This is a genomic window from Noviherbaspirillum soli (assembly GCF_015352955.1).
Lineage (GTDB): Bacteria > Pseudomonadota > Gammaproteobacteria > Burkholderiales > Burkholderiaceae_D > Noviherbaspirillum_A > Noviherbaspirillum_A soli.
In genome coordinates this window covers 206,529-227,419 of the sequence record NZ_JACYOX010000001.1, presented here as the reverse complement: position 1 = coordinate 227,419, position 20,891 = coordinate 206,529, and the positions used below count along the sequence as shown (strand labels likewise).

Genomic DNA, 20,891 nt, shown 5'->3' with positions numbered 1-20,891 from the left:
CCGAAGGTTGCTGCCTCGATCGTCAATAGTTGATCCGGGCATAGCGGGTATGCCGCGCCGCCTCGCGCGCCTGGCCCAGCGTGGCAATGCCGGCTTCGGCCAGCAGCGGCAGCATGCGCAGAAACACGTCGGCCGTCACGATGGCGTCGCCCAGGGCGGTATGGCGGCCGACCACGGCCACGCCGAGCCGGGCGGCGATGGCTTCCAGGCTGTGCTCGGCCTGGTTCGGATGCAGCGCCTGCGACAGCAGCAGGGTATCGAGCACCGGCTGGTCGAAGGTGACGCCGGCCTCGGCTTCCCGCATGCGCAGGAAGCGCAGGTCGAATGCGGCGTTGTGCGCCACCAGCACCGTGTCTTCCACGAAGCGATGGAACTGCGCCAGCACTTCCACGCTGCCCGGCTGGTGCCGCAGCATGTCGTCGCTGATGCCATGCACTGCAAACGACGCCGGCGAGACAGGCCGGCGCGGCCGCACAAGCCGTTCGAACTGCTCCTGCCGCAGCAGGCGGCCGTTGACGATGCGCAGCGCGCCGATGGCGATGATGTCGTCGCCGCCGCCCGGGTCCAGGCCCGTGGTCTCGGTGTCGAACACGGTGCAGGACAGGCGCGACAGCGGCGTGGCGTCCAGCGCCGCATTCTGGCCGGCCTGGCCGAACAGGTCGAAGTCATAGAACTCGGGGCGCGACGGCTTCGGCCGCGGCAGCGGCAGGGCCGCGCCGGCAAGCAGGGCAGGCAGCAGCAGGCGCCAGCGCAGCCTGCCTCCCTGGTCGAGCAGCATGGTTTCGCCGCCATGGCGCTGTGCCACCGACTGCAGGCTGGCGCCGCCGTCCGGCGCTTCCTCCTCCCACCGGCGCAGCAGCGCCGGCGACGGCGCGTGGCCCTGCCAGACATATTCCAGCCAGGCCAGCCGGCCGTCGGCGCCCAGTTGCAGCACTAGCGGGCCGGTGGCGCATTCGCGCAGGATGGCAGCGCCCAGCCGGGCCAGCGCCTGCGTCAGCGCATAGCTGTCGACCTGCAGCCAAGGCGCCGGTTCGCACAGGGACTGCGAACTCAGTTGCAGCGAACGGCCTTCCAGCCTGCGCTGCAGCAGGGCCAGCAGGTCGTCGCCGCGCATTTCCTCCAGATGCCAGCTGCGCGACGCCTCGTCCTCGCGCTGCGTGGTCGCCTCACCGATGGCGGCGGCGAGCGCCTGCGACTCTTCCTCGATGGCCGCGATGAAACGCCCGCGCCGTTCCGCGGGCATGTCGGCATAGGCGCCCAGCGTTTCGGCAGCGGCGCGGATATTGGCAACGCCGGCGCGCGCCTGCCGCAGCAGGCGCTCCAGAAGCGCCGCATCGCGGTCCTGCGCCTGCGCCTGCCGGCTGATGTCGTCCACGGTGAGCACGAAGCCCGACAGCGCCTGCGCATCGTCGAGCACCGGCGCGATCTGCATGCGCATCATGCGGCCATCCGGCATGCCGGCCACGAATGCCGCGCGCGGCAGTTCATGCAGCACAGGCGTCGCTTCGCCGGCCCGGCGGTCCTGCAGCCTGTGCTGCAGCTGTTCGAGCGCATGCACGATCAGGCCGCGCTCGATCAGCCCGAAGACAGAGCGGCCCAGGCCGGGCGCGGCGCCGTCGCCATTGTCCAGCAGCGCGCTGGCATGGCTGTTATAGAGCAGGATGCGGCCTTCCAGGTTGCACATCACCACGCCCAGCGCCAGGTCGGCCATCAGCGCGGCCAGGCGGTTGCGTTCCTGCGCCAATGAACGCAGCGCGCTGTCGACGCGGTCACGGCTTTCCTGCTGCAGCGCCTGCAGCTGTCTCGCCAGCGCATTGAAGCGGCCCGCCAGTTCCCGCACCGGCGGCGCGCCCTCGATGTCGCTGCGGTGGGCGGGATTGGACTGCAGCAGCGCGGCTTCCTCGGCCAGCCGGGCCAGGGGCGCCAGCCAGCGATCGAAGACCCGCTTCAATGCCAGCGCCAGCAGCAGAAGCAGCATCAGCGCGGCCACGGCCAGCATGCCGGCCTGCTGGCCCAGGGTCTGATGGAAGGCCGCGCGCTGGATGCCATCCATGTCCAGCCCGGCCAGCAGCAGCACGGCAGCGACGATGCCGAGCTGGGCGGCAAACAGCAGCGCCAGCATGAGCAGGTAACGCCGCTGCAGAGGTGGGATGCCGGGCGCGGCCATGGTTGCCGTCACTGCGCCAGCAGGCTGTGCACCAGCGCGATCAGCTCGCGCGTGGAAAACGGCTTGGTCACGTAGGCGTTTGCACCCAGCGCCAGGCCCTTGCTGACTTCCAGTTCGCGGCCCTTGGCCGACAGCATCACGACCTTGATGCGAGCCCAGTCCGGGTTGGCGCGGATGCGCTGGCAGACCTCGTAACCGTTCAGCCTGGGCAGCATGATGTCCAGCAGGACCAGGTCCGGCCGGAAGGCAGCCAGCTGCGCCAGCGCCGCCTCGCCATCCTCCGCCACGGCCACCTCGAAGCCGGCCTGTTCCATCAGGAACTCCAGCGACAGCACGATGTTCGGTTCATCGTCGACGATCAGGATTCTTGCGCTCATGGTGGGCTCTCCAGCGGGCTTGCCGGCGTTGTCTGCGGCGCGGTGTCCAGCGGCAGCGTGAAGATGAACCGGGCGCCGCCGCCCGGCGCATCTTCCAGCCACAGCCTGCCGCCGAAATGGCTGACGATGCGGCGGCTGATGGGCAGGCCAAGGCCGGTCCCCTGCGGCTTGCCGGTCAGGGTGTCGCCGCCCTGGCGGAACTTGTCGAAGATGATTTCCCGGTCTTCGGGGCGCACGCCGGGACCGTTGTCGCTGACCGTCACCCGCAATGCATCGCCTTCCCGGCGCAGCACTACTGCGATGCGGCCGGTCTGCGGGCTGCAGAACTTGGCCGCGTTCGACAGCAGGTTGAGCATCACCTGCATCAGCCGGTCGCGGTCGGCGCGCACTGGCGGCGGCGCCGTCGGCAGGTCCGCATCCAGCGCAATGCCTTTATCGCGCAGCAGCTGGCCGCCCGCTTCCAGCGCGTCGCGCACCACCTGCGCCAGGTCGAGCGCCTCGGCATGCCATTCGGCGCGGCCGGCGTCGAGCTTGGCCAGGTCCAGTACATCGTTGATCAGGCGGGTGAGGCGCTCGCTTTCGCGGATGATGATGTCGAGATAGGCGGCGCGCTTCTGCGCCGGCAGGTCGGGATGGTCGCGCAGGATTTCGGAAAACGCCCGTATCGAGGTCAGCGGCGTGCGCAGTTCATGGGTCACGGTGGAGAGGAAGTCATCCTTCATCCGGTCCAGTTCGGTGAGCCGCTGGTTGGCCGCCCGCAGCTCGGCCGAAGCGCGCTCCAGTTCGGCCGACTTCTGCTCCAGTTCCCGGCTGTGGGCGATGGCCTGCGCGCTTTCGTCGAGCAGGGCCAGCATGTCGTCGGCGGCCAGGCTTTCCTGCTGCAGCGCCGAGCGGGCCATCACGCGGGCCGATGCGGCGCCCATCGCCCCGGCCAGCGCCATCTCGGCCTCGTGCATCAGCATGCCGGGCGAGGCCTGCGGATGCTGGCGGCGCAGGTTCTGCGCGGCCGCCGGCCCCAGGATGCGGCCAACCACGGCCAGCATCGCTTCGGCCGGCGCCGCGCCATGCCAGGCCGATGGGCCGCCCTGCGTCGGGTCGACGAAGCGGCGCGCCTGTACCTGGCCGAGCGCATCCGGACGTGTGAGCAGCGACACGCCGGCATAGGCCAGGCAGTTCACCAGCATGCTCCAGAACATCGCATGCGACACCGGGTCCATGCCTTCCAGGCCAAACAGGGCATAGGGCCGCAACCAGGTCTGGCCATACGGGCCGGGGTCGAGGAAGCTGGCGGGCAGCCAACCGGAGCGGGCGAAGGAAGGGAGGAGCAGGGTGTAGAGCCAGACCAGGAAGCCGGCCGCCAGGCCCAGCAGCGCGCCGTTGCGGTTGCCACGTCGCCAGTAGAGGCCGCCCAGCACCGCCGGCGCGAACTGGGCCACCGCGGCAAAGGAGATCAGTCCGATCGCCATCAGCGCATACGCTTCGCCGGCGGCGCGCGAATAGGCGTAGCCGAGCGCCATCAGTGCCACGATCGCCACCCGCCGTATGCCCAGCAGCATCGCGCTCAGGTCGGCATGCGCTGCCAGCCGGAAGAAGCCCAGCCGCAGCAGCAGCGGCATCACGAGGTCGTTGCACACCATGGTGGCGAGCGCGGTGGTTTCGACGATCACCATGCCGGTGGCGGCCGACAGGCCGCCGATGAAGACCAGCAGCGCCAGCGCAGGCTGGCGCTCGGCGAGCGGCAGCGTGAGCACGAACAGGTCGGCATTGGCATGCGCCTCGGGAAAACGCATCAGGCCGGCGAAGGCGATCGGCAGCACGAACAGGTTGATCGCCAGCAGGTACAGCGGCAGCAGCCAGCTGGCGCTCCTGACATGCTGCACGCTGACGTTTTCCACCACCGCGATCTGGAACTGGCGCGGCAGCAGCAGGATCGACAGCATCGACAGCAGGGTGAGCCAGGCCCAGCCGCCCTGGCTGGCGCCGGCGCCCGGCAGGGTCAGGGCCTGCAGCGCCGGCAGTTCGGCGGCCCGCGCGAACAGCGCGCCCAGGCCGTCGTACATGCCATAGCTGACATACAGGCCAACAGCCAGGAAGGCGCACAGCTTGACCACGGATTCGAAGGCCACCGCCGCCACCATGCCTTCATGCCGCTCGGCCGCGTCCAGATGGCGCGCGCCGAACAGGATGGTGAAGGCAGCCAGCAGCAGCGCCACATGCAGCCCGGCATCGCTCCACACCGGCCCGGCCGCCGGCAGCGGCCCGGGAAAACTCTGCAGCAGCGCCAGGCTGGCGGAGACCGCCTTCAGCTGCAGCGCGATATACGGCACGATGCCGACCACGGCCACCAGCGTGGCCAGTCCGCCCAGCAGCGCGCTCTTGCCGTAGCGCGAGGCGATGAAGTCGGCGATCGAGGTGATCCGGTTGGCCTTGCTGACCACGATCATCTTGCGCAGCACGATCCACCACAGCGCCGCCATCAGCGTCGGCCCCAGGTACACCGGCAGGAAGCCGATGCCGTCGGCCGCGGCCCGCCCGACGCTGCCGTAGAAGGTCCAGCTGCTGGCATATACCGCCAGCGACAGCGCATAGACTGCGGGATGGCCGATCAGGCTGTTGCCGGCCGCGGCGCGGCGGTCGGCATGGAAGGCGATCGCAAACAGCAGGCCGAGGTAGCAGGCAGACGCAATAGCGATCTGCCAGCCGCCCAGCATGCCGTTCATGCCTGCCCGTCGTCGGCGTCGCGCCCCGGTCCCAGCACCAGCGCGATGCCGGCGATCAGCAGGGCCCACGCGACGAACAGATACAGGTACAGCGCCGGGATGCCGGCCACCGCGCCAAGCCGGCCGAACAGGGCCAGGAACGGATAGTTCAGCAGCAGCCAGCCCGCCGCGAACAGGGCCAGGAGCCGCTCCGCGCAGAGGCTTGGCCGCGCCATGCTCAGTGTCCCGACGCGCCGGCCGCGCCGATGCCGGTCTCCGAGCGCACGGTCTGGGCCTCGAAGCCGGCCCGGTCGCGCCGCGCCCGCTCGCTGTTGTCCATCAGCGAGAACAGCCAGATGCCGGCAAAGCCCGCGGTCATCGAGAACAGCGCCGGCGAAGTGTAGGGAAAGATAGCGTCCTTGTTGTGGAACACGTCCACCCAGACCGACTTCGACAGCACCGTCAGCACCACGGCGGTGATCAGCCCGACGAAGCCGCCCAGCGCCGCGCCGCGGGTGGTGCAGTTCTTCCACAGCACCGACATAAACAGCACCGGGAAGGTGGCCGAGGCAGCCACGGCGAAGGCCAGCGACACCATGAAGGCGATGTTCTGCTTCTCGAACACGATACCCAGCACCACCGCGATCAGGCCCAGCGCCACGGTGGTCACGCGCGACACCCGCAGCTCGTCCTGGCTGGTGGCGGTGCCTTTCTTGATCACCACCGAGTACAGGTCGTGCGACACGGCTGAGGCGCCCGACAGCGTGAGGCCAGCCACCACGGCCAGGATGGTGGCGAAGGCGACGGCGGAGATGAAGCCGAGGAAGACATTGCCGCCGACCGCGGTGGCCAGGTGCACGGCCGCCATGTTGTCGCCGCCCAGCAGCTTGCCGGCCGCGTCCTTGAACACCGGGTTGGTGGAAACCAGCACGATGGCGCCGAAGCCGATGATGAAGGTCAGCAGGTAGAAGTAGGCGATCCAGGTGGTGGCCCAGAACACCGACTTGCGCGCTTCCTTGGCGCTGGGGACGGTGAAGAAGCGCATCAGGATGTGCGGCAGGCCGGCGGTGCCGAACATCAGCGCCATGCCGAAGGAAATGGCCGAGATCGGGTCCTTGATGAAGCCGCCCGGCCCCATGATGGACTGCTGCTTGGGATGCACCTCGACCGCCCTGGCAAACAGCGCCTCCGGGCTGAAGTTGAACTGCCACAGCACCATGAAGACCATGAAGGTGGCGCCGCCCAGCAGCATGATGGCCTTGATGATCTGCACCCACGTGGTTGCCGTCATGCCGCCGAACAGCACGTAGATCATCATCAGGGTGCCGACGATCACCACCGCGATCCAGTATTCCAGCCCGAACAGCAGCTTGATCAGCTGGCCGGCGCCGACCATCTGGGCAATCAGGTAGAAGGCCACCACCACCAGCGTGCCGGCCGCGGCGAACAGCCGTATCGGCGTCTGCTCGAAGCGATAGGCCGCCACGTCGGCAAAGGTGAAGCGGCCCAGGTTGCGCAGGCGTTCGGCCATCAGGAAGGTCAGCACCGGCCAGCCGACCAGGAAGCCGATCGAATAGATAAGGCCGTCATAGCCGTTCAGGTACACCGCCGCCGAGATGCCGAGGAAGGAAGCGGCCGACATGAAGTCGCCGGCAATGGCCAGCCCGTTCTGGAAGCCGGTGATGCCGCCCCCGGCCGTATAGAAATCGGCGGCGGACTTGGTCTTGGCCGCCGCCCATTTCGTGATGAACAGGGTGAACACCACGAACACCGCGAACATGGCGATCGCGGTCCAGTTGGTGGGCTGCTTGACGGTCTGTCCGAGCGCGTCGCCGGCGGCCAGGGCCTGGCTGCCGGCCAGTGCCAGCAGCGCCGCCATGGCGGCCTGAATGGAACGAGTGGCGCGAGTGGGGCGAGTGGCGCGGCTCATAAGGCCTTCTCCCGGATGCTGGCGGTCAGTTCGTCGAACTCGCCATTGGCGCGCCGCACGTAGATGCCGGTGATCACCACGGTAAAGAAGATCACGAACAGGCCGATCGGTATGCCCCAGGTCATTACGCCCGCGCCCATCCGGGTCGAGAGGAAGTCGCGGTTGAAGGCGATCAGCAGGATGTAGCCGTAATAGACCACCAGCATGATCACGGCGAGCGTCCAGCCATAGCGGGAGCGGCGCGCCACCAGCCTGTGGTACTCGGGGTTTGCCTTGATGCGTTGAACGAGATCATCTTCCATTTTTATTCCTTCGTCTTGGCAGCGCCGGACCCGGCATGGGGCCGGGGCCGGCCGCTGCGGAAATGACATGGAGGCCCGCCCGGTCGGGCAGGCAGGCGATGAATGCAGGCGCCTTGCTTCAAGCTAAAGGCCGGACAGCCTGATGTATTTGACCTGTCGCAAAACTTGCTGAATGTGGGCGATCAGCGACGCACGAAAGCTTTCGCTGGCTGGGCGGATGCGGGAATTTGATGTGCTGCGTCGCGCGCTCAGGGAAAGAAGTAGCTGACCTTCATCGAAACGAAATCAACGCCGCTGTTGGGGTGCTTGATACCGCCATTGGAGTAGTGCTGGATCGACAGGCCGACGCTGGCGCGCGGGCTGAAGATATAGCCGATGCCGAGCTTGCTGCCGAATTCGAAGGCCGTGGAAAGCCGGTTGTCGCTGTTGTTGTACAGCTCCGACAGAAGGTGTGCGCCGATGCCGGCCTCGCCATAGAACTTGCTGCCCGGCTTCTGGAAACGGAACATTGGCGTGATGCCGATCTCGTTCAGGTTCTGGTGCTGTCCTGGCTGGTTCTTGTAGCGGGTGCCACGCCAGTGGGCCAGGTCCAGGTTCCAGTAGCCGTTGATGACGAGGTTTTCGGATTCATGCAGCGCCTTCTGGAAATTCCACATCAGGCTGCCGCGCGCGAACTGGACATGGCTGCCAGTGCCTGCTTCGAACGAGATGCCGTCAACGGCATGGGCTGGCAGCACGGCGCAAGACAGGGCGAGGCCGCAGAGGCAGGCAATCGGCGATCGTTTCACATGCATCTCCATGGGGAAGCGGCGGGAATTCTTCTTGGTTTTCGTTGGCGCACTGCATCAACATTGTTATTTTTGCATGGCAATTTGGTCCAAAGCTTGATCAGTTCGACCTTTGACGCTTGGCGGATGACAAGGAGGCAAGGGAGACTTGCCTTTTTTCATGCCGGCGGCCGGCGGCATCGATGCGCCGGTGGCATAATGCCCGGCCGATCTGCCGTTTTCCTTACTGCCGTCATGCGTTCCCGCGTTTCTTCCGTTGGCCTCATCCTGAGGCCCAGCCCAGCCTCCGGTTTCTGCTATCCCGACCATATCGATCGCGCCAGCCTTGACGCCTTGCCGCGTCTGCCGGGCGTATACCGCTTCATTGGCCATGACGGCTGGCCGGTGTATATCGGCAAGAGCGTCTGCCTGCGCAGCCGGGTGCTGGCGCACCTGCGCACGCCGGAGGAAGCGGCCATGTTGCGCGACACGGTGCGGGTGGAATTCGAGCGCACGGCGGGCGAGGTCGGCGCGCTGCTGCTGGAATCGCGCCTGATCAAGCAGATGCAGCCGGCCTACAATGCGCTGCTGCGCATGGTGCGCGACACCTACGCGCTGGCGCTGGACGAAGGCGCGGCGCAGCCGGTGATCCGCGGCTCGGGCGAGCAGGCGCCGGGACGCATGCTTTACGGCCTGTTTGGTTCACGCGCCTCGGCGCTGGAAGGTCTGCGGGCGCTGGCGCGACGGCATGGCCTGTGCCCGGCGCTGCTTGGCCTGGAAAACCAGGTCGGCAAGCGCGGCTGCTTTTCCCGCCAGCTCGGCCGTTGCAATGGCGCCTGCATCGGCACCGAAACCGCCGCGGCCCATGCGGCGCGGCTGCGCGGGGCGCTGGCCGGCATGCAGCAGGCGGTGTGGCCTTTTCCAGGCGCGGTGGGCATCGTCGAGCGCGGCGCCGGCCTGCGCCAGGTGCATGTGGTGGACCACTGGGCCTATCTCGGTTCGCTCGACGGCCGCCGCCGGCGCCTGGCCGCCAAGGGGCAGGAACTAGCGCGGCTGGTGGACATCGACACCTACAAGATCCTGGCGGCGCCGCTATTGGGTGGCGCGATGGAACTGGTGCATTGCACGGTGAGTGGTGGCGCGGTGCGCTTTGAACCCGCGAGCTGCCAACATTCGCTTTAGGGTAAAGCGGCTGACAGATAGATAAAACATGCTGCTGAAAACGTTCCTGCCACAAAGCGGCATTGTTTTAAGACAGTGCCGTACCGGCATGGGGTAATGCCAAGTCAAATATGCCCTTGAATTTGCGGGCACGAATTATATTTTCCTGTCAGCGGTGGAATCGCAGCATGAAAAGGGACATCAACTCCACTGTGGACCGTATTTAACTCTAAGGCTCAACGCATCATGCTCCTCCTGAGTAATGAAATTATTCATCAATGAGATGTCCAGTCTTGCGTACGCCCCATTCTTTGTCTTGAATTTTTGCAAAGCCTGCATTTGTTCCGATGCAGATCCGCCCTGAATGCCCTGGAGATCCTCCAGCGAAATCTCCTTGTTTGAAATTTGGCCGGCGCTCCCGCTATCGTTGGAAAATATGTCTAACTTATTAGAAGTCATAAATAACTCCGCAATCTGAGTAATTTTAAAAAATCAACAATTGCTGCTGCTGGCTTAATTTCATTGTCCTGGAAGGAGAAGGAACGAAATTTTACGAGCCTGGCGCGCTTCGAATAAACCCGAACAGCAGAGGTGATTCTTGGGGGAAATGAACAATTTTCCGATTGCAATATCGGGAGATCATTTTTTCTTTTTTTCATAATAAGGCTCTATGTCTTTGACTAAAATATCCGCTATCAAGATTGAAATTTTCCCTTGATTTGTGTCCCGTACCAGCGTACTGAAGGCATCATCGGAAGTTTGGCAGTCGGAGACCAGCTTTTCCCAGTATTCACTCTTAACAGATCCGCCAGTTATGGCATCCAATGTCTCAAACGAGAGGTTTTCGCTGATTGCTTCGGGATGGCCTATTCTGTCTTTTTCATTCTTCATCATTCCAGCCTTTATTGATTATTTGGTTGGTCCATAAATAATGCAGGCGAACGCCAGACGGCAGGAATGTTTCGCCGGCACTTGATTGACTTCATTATCTGCAACAGGTGAAAGCTGCTTTCGCTTGATGGCCGCCTTCTTGTTTTCACGATGAACAGTCAAGGAGTTGGGTGACAGACTGAAGATGCTGGTTCCTTTTCCATCGGGAACGAAATGGCTGATTTCAGTCAATTTTCAGCAGAAGAAACACATGAAGGAAATCGTTCCTGCTTGAGCATTGTTTTAATGCTCGCGCATTGATAAGCCCGTCCCTCGTGGCCTATGCAGAGCAAGGCCGCCGACGATGCCGCGGCTTTCTGCGGATGGTGTTTTCCGGGATGCAGGTGTCGTGAAACACCTGAAGAGGTGACGCAAACGGCCGATTTATACGAGCCCCATTTTCATTGCGGGAGCGAGCGCATCGCGTTAATAACCTGATGCCCGAGCTTCGCCCGGAACGTCTCAGGCATCAATGAAGCGCATCCGGAACGGGCGCCCCTTGATGTTGCCGGCGGCGAGCCGCTCTGCTGCCTGTTCGGCGATGCCGCGCTCCAGCGCGACATAGGTGTTGAATTCGAAGACATTGATCTTGCCGACCTGTTCCTTGGCGAGGCCAGCGTCGCCGGTCAGCGCGCCCAGCAGGTCGCCGGGACGCAGCTTGTCCTTCTTGCCGCCCTGGATGCACAGGGTGCGCATCGGCGGCTGCAGCCGTTCCCCGGCGGCCGGCGCCAAGGCTTCCAGCGCTTCCCAGGCGACGGCCGTTCCTTGGTCCTGCTCGATCGCCTTGACCCATTTGCGTTCGCCCGGCCCGACCAGCGTCAGCGCCAGCCCGGCCTCCTTGCCGCGTCCGCTGCGGCCGATGCGGTGGATGTGGACATCGGCGTCGCGCGAGATATCGGCATTGATCACCGCTTCCAGCTGCTGGATGTCCAGGCCGCGCGCGGCGACGTCGGTCGCCACCAGCACCGAGCAGCTGCGGTTGGCGAACAGCACCAGGATCTCGTCTCGTTCGCGCTGCTCCAGGTCGCCGTACAGCGCCAGCGCAGTGTAGCCCTGCGCATGCAGCGCGTCCGCCAGTTCGCGGCAATGAGCCTTGGTGTTGCAGAACGCCAGCGTCGACTGCGGACGGTAATGGTCCAGCAGCGCAGCCACCGCCGCGCCGCGCGCGTCCGGCCCGGCGCCGATCTCGATGAAGCGCTGCACGATGCCGCTGTCGTCATGGCGCGACTCCACCCGCACCTCCACCGGGTCGCGCAGGAAGGGCGCGGTGGCCTGGCGGATGTCGTCCGGATAGGTGGCGGAAAACAGCAGGGTCTGGCGGCGCGCCGGCGTCATCGAGACGATGCCCGACATTTCCTCGTAAAAGCCCATGTCGGTCATGCGGTCGGCCTCGTCCAGCACCAGGGTCTGGACGGTGGAAAGATCGATGGTCTGGCGCTGGATATGGTCGGCCACCCGGCCCGGCGTTCCCACCACGATATGCGCGCCATGCTCCAGCGACGCAATCTGCGGCCGCATCGGCATGCCGCCGGTCAGCGTCAGCACCTTGATGTTGGCCGCGAAGCGCGCCAGCCGGCGCAGCTCATTGGCAACCTGGTCGGCCAGTTCGCGGGTCGGGCACAGCACCAGGCCCTGCACCGCGAACCAGGCCGGATTCAGGCGCTGCAGCATGCCGATGCCGAACGCGGCGGTCTTGCCGCTGCCGGTGCGGGCCTGGGCGATCAGGTCGCGGCGGTCGAGCACCACCGGCAGGCTGGCGGCCTGGATCGGCGTCATTTCGTGGTAGCCAAGCTGGGTGAGATTGGCGAGCATGGCGGGCGACAGCGCAAGGCTGGAAAAGGAACTGGAATTCACGGCGGGGAGCAGGGTAGGGACGGCGGGATGCGCAGTGTAACAGCCGGCGGGCAGGCGGAGGCGAAAGGGCATGATCGTAGTACGCTATAGTCCGCCGGCTTTATTTGTCTTGCTTTTCCTGTTTGTCTTGGTTGACACCGTCCGCCCGGACGGCTACATTGATCCCACATTCAGGAGGCCGTTCATGTCCTATCACCATCCATCCGGTGCATCCGCCGCCGATTCCAGCGCCGCCGCCGCCCTGCTGGCCGAGGCGGTGTCGGACTTCATGCAGACTGGCGCTGCCAACGCGCCGGGCAGCGCCGACTCCTTCCTGCGCGCCTATTCGACGCTGGCGCGCTCGGTGCCGAAAACCCGCCGCCGGGCGCTGTACCAGGTAATGAGCCAGGCGCTGCTTGCCGCGGCCGAAAAGGAGGGCCTCTCGGACCCGGCGCCGGCTGCCGCTGCCAGCCAACAGGAAACGGCCAAGGATGCCGGCCCGGACCCGGCCGACAGCGATTTCATGGCCAGCCTGCGCAGCCAGGAATCGCAGCGGCGGCGCGACGATGTCGCCGCCGGCCGCCTCCTGGGTTCGGCCGACATGCGCGAACGGCTGGGCATTTCGCGCCAGGCGCTGAGCGCGGCGGTGCGGGCGCAGCGCCTGTTCGTGCTGGCCGGCCCGTCGGGCGACTTTCTCTACCCCGCCTTCTTCGCCGATGCGCGGCATGACCGCGCGGTGCTGGAAAGGGTGTCGCGCGCGCTGGGCAGCCTGCCGGGCGGCGCCAAGTGGGAATTCTTCACCACGCCCAGGCTGTCGCTGGGCAAAAGAACCCCGCTGCAGGCGCTTGCCAAAGGGCAGGTGGAAGAGGTGCTGGCCGCTGCCGCCGCCTTTGCCGATGCATGACGGCGGCGCCGCGCACGCGCCGCCTGGGCCTGCCCAGCCTGCCGGACCATCTGCCCATCGTGACCCTGCCGCCGCAAGCGCTGGTGCGCATTTCCCGCTATGACAGCGGCGAGCCGCATTTCGGCCGCACCGGCGGCAACCGCTTCGACGACCCCGAACGCGAGTACGGCACCTGCTATTTCGGACTGAGCCTGGCGCTGGCCATGGCGGAAACCCTGCTGCATGACGCCGTGGCGGTGCGCGGCCGCTTCCGGGTGCATCCGGACAGCATCGCCAGCCGCTTCCTGCTGACGTTTTCGGGCAAGCCGCTGCGGCTTGCCGACCTCACCGGCGCCAGCCTGAAACGCATGGGCGGGCATGCCGCACTGACCGGCAATGCCTCCTATGGCCTGCCGCAGCGGTGGTCACAGGCGGTTTTCCGGCATGGGGATACGGTCGATGGCTTTCTGTACATGTCGCGCCATCTCAATACCGAGCAGGCGGCTGTGCTGTTCGACCGCGCAGGCGGAAAAATCCGCCTGGCGGCCGCCATTCCCCTGCCATCCTGCCCCGGCCTTGCGGCCGCGGCGGAACTGCTGGGCATAGGCAGCGCCTGACGGACGTAGGTGCATTAACGCGAGGTCAAATCCAGAGGTAGCGCGGCGGGCGCATTTGGGTTCAACGGGTCGCGCTCCGGCGGCGATGTCAGCAAGCCGTTCGCCGCATCATGCGGCAGCGGGAATGAGGACTCGGTGTACTGGATCACTTTCCTGGATTTGAAGACGTTCGGACTGGTCTCTACGATCACGACCTGGATGCGGTCGAAATCCAGGAAGGTCTTTGATTTGTGAAAGCCGATGGGAACAGCCGTACCGTCGGGAAGCGTATCGGCGAAAACACCGTAGGTATGGCCGAGACCGTGCAATGTAATCGTTCGCTGGCAATTAATGTCCGAGTAGGATTCAACGATCCAATTTGTCACATCGCGCTTCCGATATTTGTAACGAAGGGCATTATTTGTCCATACCGTTCTGAACGCGGCTTCGTCGAAAATGCCGGCTGGCGGGATTGTTTCAATATAAAACTGCGGCGCCTGTGGATTTTCCTGCAAATCCAGGACGAACTTGAGATGCCGCTCGAATTCCACCGGATTATTTTCCAGCATGACGATCGTATTCAGCGCATAAATCACCTTGTTGATGATTTCGCTGCCTACCCTTACCGCCTCTTCATGCCTGATCTTCGCCTCCAGCGGGGCCATGATAGGAGGCGCGCCGGAGCAGGTCGTTGCAACCGTTTGGGCGAAGGAAGCAAGCGGCATAAACGGAGCAGCCGCGACGATTCCCGACAGGACGAGCTTCTTTAATAAAGACATTTAATTTCTCCCAAATGAATTAGGAATTTCCATGACCGAAAAGTCAGGAAACGCATTACGGAAAACGCTGGCAGGTAATGAAAAAGCGCGGAAGCAAAAGAAGGACGATTCCGCAGCATCATGGAAATCCGGCTTTTTTGACACTGGACTTTCCGGATAGAAAATGCGGAATTATTTTAAAAGATTTCAAATCCGCAATAACTTGGATGCTGAAACCGATTATAGAACACAACATTGAAACCACAAGTAACTTAAGATAAAAACATTAAATTAATATTTAATAGTTTTTGGAATTAATACGAAAATTAAGCCACTTGGGAAAAGTGGCAGGCGTGTCAAAAACCACCGGCTGCACGGGGCGTGGCCACGGGCGGTCATTCCGCCAGGCGCTTGCGGCGGGCTGCGGGACAGCCTGCCGCTGCTCATCGACGCTATGGAAGCAGGAAGGGCTGCAGGGATAACTGAAAACCGGACGTGCTTACTCGTACGGCCTTGGCTGCCACCAGGGCACGAAGTCCGGCATGTCCTTAGCCACGGACTCGGAAAACGCCGCCGGCCGCTTCTCCAGGAAGGCATTGATGCCCTCCCTGGCGTCGGCGCTGCGGCCGCGGGCGTAGATGGCGCGGCTGTCCACCTTGTGCGCCTCCATCGGATGGTCCGCGCCCAGCATGCGCCACATCATCTGCCGCGCCAGCGCCACTGACACCGGCGCCGCATTTTCGGCGATTTCCCTGGCAAGCGCCCGCGCCGTCTCCAGCAGTTCGTCCGGCGCGACGACCTTGCGCACCAGCCCGCCTTCCAGTGCTTCCTGGGCCGGGAACACCCGCCCGGTCATGGTCCATTCCAGCGCCTGGCTGATGCCGACCACGCGCGGCAGGAACCAGCTGGAACACGCCTCCGGCGTGATGCCGCGGCGGGCAAAGACAAAGCCGAAGCGCGCGTCGCTGGAGGCGATGCGGATGTCCATGGGCAGCAGCATGGTCGCGCCTACGCCCACCGCCGGACCGTTGATAGCGGCAATCACCGGCTTCATGCATTCAAAGATGCGCAGCGACACCCGGCCGCCGCCGTCGCGCACCGACTCATGGCTGTAGTCGATGCCGCCGTCCGGCCGGGTCGGCGTGCCCTGCTTGTCGGGGCGGTCGGCGCGGGCCGCGAAATCGAAGGTCTTGGCGCCCTGGGACAAATCCGCGCCGGCGCAGAAGCCGCGCCCGGCGCCGGTAACGATGATGGCGCGCACCTCGTCGTCGGCGTCGGCCCGGTCGAAGGCGGCGATCAGCTCTTCCATCATGGTGCCGGTGAAGGCGTTGAGCCGGTCGGGCCGGTTCAGCGTCAGGGTCAGGATGTGCTCGCTGACCTCATAGAGCAGGGTTTCATATTGCATGGCGGTCTCCTTTTGCTTGTATGGTTGTTGAAATACCCGTTTGAATGCCCGTTGAAAAACCTTCCCTCAGTCCTGCTACGCCGGTTGTCATCCCTGGGCGATCGCCAGTTCGCTGCTCCCGGCGGCGCTGCGCCGCACCAGGATGCGGGTGGCGATGCGCTCGGTCATTTCCTGCACGTGGGTGATCACGCCGACCTTGCGGCCCAGCGCCTGCAGGCCGTCCAGCGCATCCATGGCCACCCGCAGCGTGTCGGCGTCCAGGCTGCCGAAGCCTTCGTCGATGAACAGCGACTCCACCCGCACCCGGTTCGACGACAGCGAGGCCAGGCCCAGCGCCAGCGCCAGCGACACCAGGAAGGACTCGCCGCCCGACAGCGAATGCACCGAGCGCAATTCCTCGCCCATGTCCTGGTCCACCACCATCAGCGCCAGCGTGTCGCGCACCCGCTCCAGCCGGTAGCGCCGCGCCAGTTCGGCCAGGTGCCGGTTGGCATAGCCCAGCAGCACGTCGAGGGTGAACTGCTGGGCATAGTTGCGGAATTTCTTGCCGTCGGCCGAGCCGATCAGCTCGTTCAACTGCGCCCAGCGCCGCTGCACCGTTTCCTGGGCCTCGATCAGCAGCAGCATCTCGGCGGCGCCGCGCCGGCGCGCATCGTCCTGCTGCAGCGCCAGCTGCAGGGCGGTGGCGCGCTGATGCAGCACGGCGCGCGCATGGCCGGCCTGCTCCAGCAGCAGGCGCAGGACGGCGGCATCGTGTTCGGAAACACGCCAGATTTCCTCGCCAGCCGCCAGGTGCGCTTCCCGTTGCGCCTGGCGCTCCCGCGCCACCGCCTCGGCGCGCTCGGCGGCCGAGTCCAGCGCCTGCAGCGCATTGCGCTCTTCCTGCATCCAGGCGGCATCGGCCTGCAGCAATTCGAGCAGCGCGTCCTGTTCCAGCGCCTGGCCATGCCGTTGCCGATATTGCGCCAGCCAGTCGGCCAGCAGGCTTGCCGCCTCGCTGGAGGCCGCGCCCAGCTCAGCCAGCCGGCCGCGGGCCATGTCCAGCGCCTCCGTGCAGCGGCCCACCGCCAGCGCGGCATGCTGGCAGGCCTCGTTTTCCTGCTGCTGGCGGGTGCGCGCCGCCTGCAGCGCGGCCTGCATCGCAGCCTCCACCTCGCGCACCGGCCGGCCGTCGAACAAGGCGGCCCGGTCCGCCGCCAGCGCACGGCCGGCCTGTTCCAGCATGTTCCAGGCCTGGGTGGCGCGAGCTGCCTCGGCGCGGGCGGCTTCGCTCGCCTGGCTCAGCGCCTGGACGTCCACTTCCAGCGCTGCCACCTGGACCTGTCCTTCGCCAGCCACCTTGGTAGCAGCGAGGAAGGACTGGGCATGACGCGCGCAGCGCTCGTGGAACCGGGCGGGGTCGGCGCGCCAGGCGTCTTGCCATCCGTCGTCCAGCGGCAGCGCATCCAGCGCGTTCAGCCCGTCCTGCAAGCGGGCTGCCAGTTCCTGCTCCCGTTCCTGCGCGGCGGCGCTGGCCTGGCTGGCGGCCGCCAGTTCGAGCCGGCCGGCGGTGATGGATTCGGTGGCGCTTGCCAGGCGGATGCCGGCCTGGTCCAGCGCCTGCTGGGCGGCGTCGCGCGCCGCCGCCGCGCGGCGCAGCGCCTGCTCGGCCGCGTCGAGTTCCTGCAGCCGGCGCTGGTTGGCCTGGCGCTGCAGGACCAGCCACTGCTGGCGTTCCTGCTCCGCCACCGTGGCAAGTCCGTCCGCGACCGCCAGCAGCGGATGGGCGGCCCACAGCGCGCGCCGCTCGCGCTGAGGCGCGTCCAGCGCGCCCAGTTCGGCTTCGGCGGACTGGCCCTGCTGGCGGGCGGCGGCGAGCAGGGCGCGCTCGGCGGCCTGGCTGTCGCGGTTTTCCTGTGCGGCGCGGCGCAGCGCCGCAAGGTCGGTGCGCAGGCTGGCCAGCAGGCTGTCAAAGCGCGGATCGGCCGCGCGGTAGGGATGTTCCTCGGCGCCGCAGACCGGGCAGGGCGCGCCGTCTTCCAGGCTGGACCGCAGCTGCTCGGCGGTCTCGCCGCAGGCCGCCTCGGCCAGCTTGAGCGCATGCTCGGCCTGTTCCAGCCGCGCATCCAGCGCCGGCTGCGCCTGCACGGCCTGTTCCAGCCGGCTCGCGGCCTGGGCCGCCGCAATGGTCTGGCGTTCCAGGCCGGCGCGCAGCGCCGTTTGGCGCGCATCGGCCTCGCACAGCGCCGACCACAGGCGCTCGGCATCGGCCAGCTGTTCCCGTTCCCGCTGCAAGTTCTCGCGTGCGGCGCCGATATCCTGCTGTTCCAGTTCCCGCAGCCGCAGCACGGCGGCGTCGCGCTGCGCCAGCGCCTGCTGCTGGGCGGCGCTGGCCTGGCGAAGCGATTCGGCCTGTGCCTGTTCCGCCTGCCGCGCCTTTTCCAGCCGCGCAGCGGCGGCAGCGGCGGCCTCGCGTGCTGCCGCATGCTGGCTTGCCTGCTGCTGGGCCTGGGCAAACAGCGTGTCCCAACGCTGCCAGCCTTCCGCCAGCGGCGCCAGCCGCTCATGACTGGCCAGCCATTCCTTCGCCTGGCGCAACCGTTGCGCCGCCTGTTCCAGTTCCTGCTGGCGCGCATGCTGCTTCTGGCGCGCCGCCGCTACGGCCTCGTGCCCCTGGCTGGCCTGCCGGGCCGCCTCCGCCAGGCCGGGCTGGTGGTCGGCGATGCGCACGTCCAGCGCCTTGGCCTGGTCCAGCCTGGCCGCCTCGGCCGACTGCGCCAGTTCCAGCGCATGCAGGCTGTCGCTGGCTGCCGCCAGCCGCTGCCGGGCGGCCGCCCCCGCGGCCACCGACTTTTCCAGGCTCTGCTCATGCTGCGTCAGCGCCTGCCGGGTGCGTTCGATGTCGGCCAGCACGCGCCGCCCATCGTCCACCAGCGGCCGCGCCGGCTGCACCGACTCGACCAGCCGCAGCCGTTCCCGGCGCGGCTGCGCCGAATCGCGCCGCGCCACGCTGTCTGCCAGTGCGGCCGCCGCCTGCTGTTCGGCCAGCAGCAGCCGGTCGGCTTCCTCGCGCCAGCGCAACTGGCGCGCCAGCCGGTCCAGCCCGGCGTCGGCGACGGCCAGCTGGCCGACCGCTTCCACCAGTTCGCCGTCGACCCGCGAGCGTTCTTCGTGCGCCATAGGCCGCTGGTCGGCCAGCCGTTCTTCGAGCCGCCTGGCGCGCGCCAGTTCTTCCTTGGCCCGCTCGTAGGCCCGGCGTGAAATCTCGGTGTAGATCTGATTGCCCGTCAGGGTTTCCAGCAGTTCGCCGCGCTCGTTGTCGTCCGATTTCAGGAAGGCGGAAAACTCGTTCTGCGCCAGCAGCACGGCGCGGGTGAACTGCTCGAACGACAGCCCGATGCGCCGCGCGATCTCGGCCTTGACCTCGGAATTGGTGCCGCCGATGGCCTCCTCGCCGGGCAGGCGCAGCAGCGTCATCGCGGTTTTCTGCAGGCTGCCGTTGGCCTTGGAGCGCGCCCGCCGCACGCTCCAGCGCGAGCGGTAGGCCAGGCCGTCATTGCCGATGAAGTCCACTTCTGCATAACCGTCGGCGGCGCCGCGCCGCAGCAGGTTGCGGGTGTCATAGGGCGTCACCACTTCGCCGCGCACGTCGGGCAGGGCGATGCCGCGGGTGCCGGCGCGCAGCAGGCGCGGGGTGGCGTCGTACAGCGCCACGCACAGCGCATCGAGCAGGGTGCTCTTGCCGGCCCCGGTGGGGCCGCTGATGGCGAACAGGCCGGACGACTGCAGCGGCTCGCTTTCGAAATCGACGCAGAACTCGCCGGCCAGCGAAGCCAGGTTCCTGCCGCGTATGGCCAGTATCCTCATGCGCCGGCCTCCTCGTCCATGCCGAGCATCAGCTCGGTGAAGGCGGCAAGCTGCTCGGGTGGCGCCTCGGCATCGAACTTCTGCCGGTACAGCCGGCGGAAGATCTCGTCCGGCTGCAGCTGGTCGAGCTGATCCAGCGACAGCGTGGCGCCTTCTTCCTCGCCGCGCACGGGCAGGCTGGTGTCGATCCGGGCCAGGCGGGCATGGCGGCCTTCCAGCGCCGCTTCCACCTTGGCCCGCAGGCCGGGTTCGGGCGCATCCAGCCGCACCCGCACTTCCAGGTAAGGCGGCACGCCTTCGCCGCCCGGCGGCAGCGCGCGCAGCGCCACCAGCACGTCTTCCACCGGGGCCGGCTTCAACGGAACACGCAGCAGGTCCACCGCGCGCGGCACCGGCAGCGGCAGGATCTCGCCGGCGCGCTCGCCGTCGAGATCGACCCGCAGCACCTGGTGGTTGTAGTTCACCTCGGAAAACGACAATGGCAGCGGACTGCCGCAGTAGCGCAGGTGCGGCTGCCTGCCGACCATCTGCGCCAGGTGCAGGTGGCCCAGCGCCGCATAGGCGATCTCCGGCCCGAACATCGAGGCCGACAGCGCCTCGCTGCCGCCGATGACGATGCGCCGCTCCGAGTCCTCGGACGCGGCGCCGCCGGTCATGTGGCAATGTCCAAGCGCAATGATGGCCTGTCCGGCCTGCCGGCAGGCCAGCGCATGCGTCAGCGCCTGCCGGTACAGCAGCGCAATGCCCTCGGTATAGGCGTCAGTCGCGCCATCCGCGCGGGGCACGTCGCCCGGCCGCAGGAACGGCACCGCCAGGCACCAGGCCGCCGCCTGGCCGCTGCGGTCCTTCAGCGGCACCACCAGCCGGCCGTAGTCGATGTTGCCGTCGGCGTCGCGCACCACATTGCCGACCAGGCTGACGTCGAGTTCCTCCAGCAGCGGTCCCGGCGCTTCCAGCCGGCCGGCCGAATCGTGGTTGCCGGCAATGATAACGATATTGAGATGCGGCGCGGCCGACTTCGCGCGGCGCAGGAAGCGATACAACTGCTTCTGCGAGGCGGCAGACGGATTGGCGTTGTCGTAAATGTCGCCGGCAATGAGCAGCGCATCCACCTGTTCGGCGACGATGGCGTCGATCAGCCAGTCGAGGAAGGCCTGGTGTTCATGGAAACGCTCGAAGCTGTGCAAGGTCTGGCCGAGGTGCCAGTCTGAAGTGTGCAAGAAACGCATTACGGGAA

The 20,891-nt window shown here is 66.4% G+C and carries 19 protein-coding genes; 4 read left to right on the top strand and 15 right to left on the bottom strand.

Annotated features, from left to right (window positions below):
* Positions 1-22: 22 nt before the first annotated feature.
* The 7 genes from IGW04_RS00990 to IGW04_RS00960 all read right to left on the bottom strand — a co-directional run bounded on the left by IGW04_RS00990 (position 23) and on the right by IGW04_RS00960 (position 8,263).
* Positions 23-2,179 carry a 3'-5' exonuclease gene (locus IGW04_RS00990; protein WP_323744792.1) on the bottom strand — a complete coding sequence of 719 codons (2,157 nt, stop codon included), beginning with the start codon at positions 2,177-2,179 and terminating at the stop codon, positions 23-25.
* Positions 2,176-2,544 carry a response regulator transcription factor gene (locus IGW04_RS00985; protein ID WP_194711146.1) on the bottom strand — a complete coding sequence of 123 codons (369 nt, stop codon included), beginning with the start codon at positions 2,542-2,544 and terminating at the stop codon, positions 2,176-2,178. The genes IGW04_RS00990 and IGW04_RS00985 overlap by 4 nt, the downstream gene beginning before the upstream one ends.
* Positions 2,541-5,264, bottom strand: coding sequence for a sensor histidine kinase (locus IGW04_RS00980; protein WP_228526730.1), 2,724 nt, complete (start codon positions 5,262-5,264; stop codon positions 2,541-2,543). Before IGW04_RS00980 ends, IGW04_RS00985 begins: the two co-directional genes overlap by 4 nt.
* A complete protein-coding gene (locus tag IGW04_RS00975) occupies positions 5,261-5,479 on the bottom strand; it encodes a hypothetical protein (protein WP_194711145.1) in 219 nt (72 codons plus the stop codon). Before IGW04_RS00975 ends, IGW04_RS00980 begins: the two co-directional genes overlap by 4 nt.
* A gap of 2 nt (positions 5,480-5,481) precedes the next feature.
* Complete coding sequence (locus tag IGW04_RS00970) at positions 5,482-7,122, bottom strand: cation acetate symporter (protein ID WP_407672018.1); 1,641 nt, start codon at positions 7,120-7,122, stop codon at positions 5,482-5,484.
* A 47-nt stretch (positions 7,123-7,169) separates the two neighbouring features.
* The gene (locus IGW04_RS00965; RefSeq protein ID WP_194711143.1) at positions 7,170-7,475 is read right to left on the bottom strand and encodes a DUF485 domain-containing protein; all 306 of its coding nucleotides are present in this window, start codon (positions 7,473-7,475) and stop codon (positions 7,170-7,172) included.
* 248 nt (positions 7,476-7,723) lie between these two features.
* Entirely contained in the window at positions 7,724-8,263 is a 540-nt protein-coding gene (locus tag IGW04_RS00960) for an acyloxyacyl hydrolase (RefSeq protein WP_323744791.1), read from the bottom strand.
* A gap of 234 nt (positions 8,264-8,497) precedes the next feature.
* On the opposite strand from IGW04_RS00960, the gene IGW04_RS00955 reads away from it, so the two are divergent.
* The gene (locus IGW04_RS00955; RefSeq protein WP_194711142.1) at positions 8,498-9,424 is read left to right on the top strand and encodes an endonuclease; all 927 of its coding nucleotides are present in this window, start codon (positions 8,498-8,500) and stop codon (positions 9,422-9,424) included.
* Positions 9,425-9,604: 180 nt separating this feature from the next.
* Here the strand turns inward: IGW04_RS00955 and IGW04_RS00950 are convergent, their stop codons facing one another.
* The 4 genes from IGW04_RS00950 to dbpA all read right to left on the bottom strand — a co-directional run bounded on the left by IGW04_RS00950 (position 9,605) and on the right by dbpA (position 12,187).
* Positions 9,605-9,862, bottom strand: coding sequence for a hypothetical protein (locus tag IGW04_RS00950; RefSeq protein ID WP_194711141.1), 258 nt, complete (start codon positions 9,860-9,862; stop codon positions 9,605-9,607).
* 180 nt (positions 9,863-10,042) lie between these two features.
* Positions 10,043-10,297: a hypothetical protein gene (locus IGW04_RS00945; RefSeq protein WP_194711140.1), complete on the bottom strand. Its 255-nt coding sequence runs from the start codon at positions 10,295-10,297 to the stop codon at positions 10,043-10,045.
* Between the two features lie 15 nt (positions 10,298-10,312).
* Entirely contained in the window at positions 10,313-10,525 is a 213-nt protein-coding gene (locus tag IGW04_RS00940) for a hypothetical protein (RefSeq protein ID WP_194711139.1), read from the bottom strand.
* 270 nt (positions 10,526-10,795) lie between these two features.
* Positions 10,796-12,187, bottom strand: a complete 1,392-nt coding sequence (gene dbpA, locus IGW04_RS00935) for an ATP-dependent RNA helicase DbpA (RefSeq protein WP_323744789.1) — start codon at positions 12,185-12,187, stop codon at positions 10,796-10,798.
* Between the two features lie 184 nt (positions 12,188-12,371).
* Here dbpA and IGW04_RS00930 point away from each other — a divergent pair, with 184 nt between their 5' ends.
* Both IGW04_RS00930 and IGW04_RS00925 read left to right on the top strand, forming a co-directional pair.
* Positions 12,372-13,070, top strand: a complete 699-nt coding sequence (locus IGW04_RS00930; RefSeq protein WP_194711137.1) for a hypothetical protein — start codon at positions 12,372-12,374, stop codon at positions 13,068-13,070.
* Positions 13,067-13,666: an RES family NAD+ phosphorylase gene (locus IGW04_RS00925; protein WP_194711136.1), complete on the top strand. Its 600-nt coding sequence runs from the start codon at positions 13,067-13,069 to the stop codon at positions 13,664-13,666. Before IGW04_RS00930 ends, IGW04_RS00925 begins: the two co-directional genes overlap by 4 nt.
* Before the next feature lie 14 nt (positions 13,667-13,680).
* Here IGW04_RS00925 and IGW04_RS00920 read toward each other — a convergent pair whose 3' ends face one another.
* On the bottom strand, positions 13,681-14,424 hold the full coding sequence (locus IGW04_RS00920; RefSeq protein ID WP_194711135.1) for a hypothetical protein: 744 nt from the start codon (positions 14,422-14,424) through the stop codon (positions 13,681-13,683).
* A 31-nt stretch (positions 14,425-14,455) separates the two neighbouring features.
* Between IGW04_RS00920 and IGW04_RS26005 the strand changes: the two genes are divergently transcribed.
* Positions 14,456-14,584, top strand: coding sequence for a hypothetical protein (locus IGW04_RS26005; protein ID WP_267253670.1), 129 nt, complete (start codon positions 14,456-14,458; stop codon positions 14,582-14,584).
* A 318-nt stretch (positions 14,585-14,902) separates the two neighbouring features.
* On the opposite strand, the gene IGW04_RS00915 is transcribed toward IGW04_RS26005, so the two are convergent.
* The 3 genes from IGW04_RS00915 to IGW04_RS00905 all read right to left on the bottom strand — a co-directional run bounded on the left by IGW04_RS00915 (position 14,903) and on the right by IGW04_RS00905 (position 20,883).
* A complete protein-coding gene (locus tag IGW04_RS00915; protein WP_194711134.1) occupies positions 14,903-15,808 on the bottom strand; it encodes a crotonase/enoyl-CoA hydratase family protein in 906 nt (301 codons plus the stop codon).
* A gap of 87 nt (positions 15,809-15,895) precedes the next feature.
* Positions 15,896-19,654 carry an AAA family ATPase gene (locus IGW04_RS00910; RefSeq protein ID WP_194711133.1) on the bottom strand — a complete coding sequence of 1,253 codons (3,759 nt, stop codon included), beginning with the start codon at positions 19,652-19,654 and terminating at the stop codon, positions 15,896-15,898.
* Positions 19,651-20,883, bottom strand: a complete 1,233-nt coding sequence (locus tag IGW04_RS00905) for an exonuclease SbcCD subunit D C-terminal domain-containing protein (RefSeq protein ID WP_194711132.1) — start codon at positions 20,881-20,883, stop codon at positions 19,651-19,653. Before IGW04_RS00905 ends, IGW04_RS00910 begins: the two co-directional genes overlap by 4 nt.
* Positions 20,884-20,891: the final 8 nt, after the last annotated feature.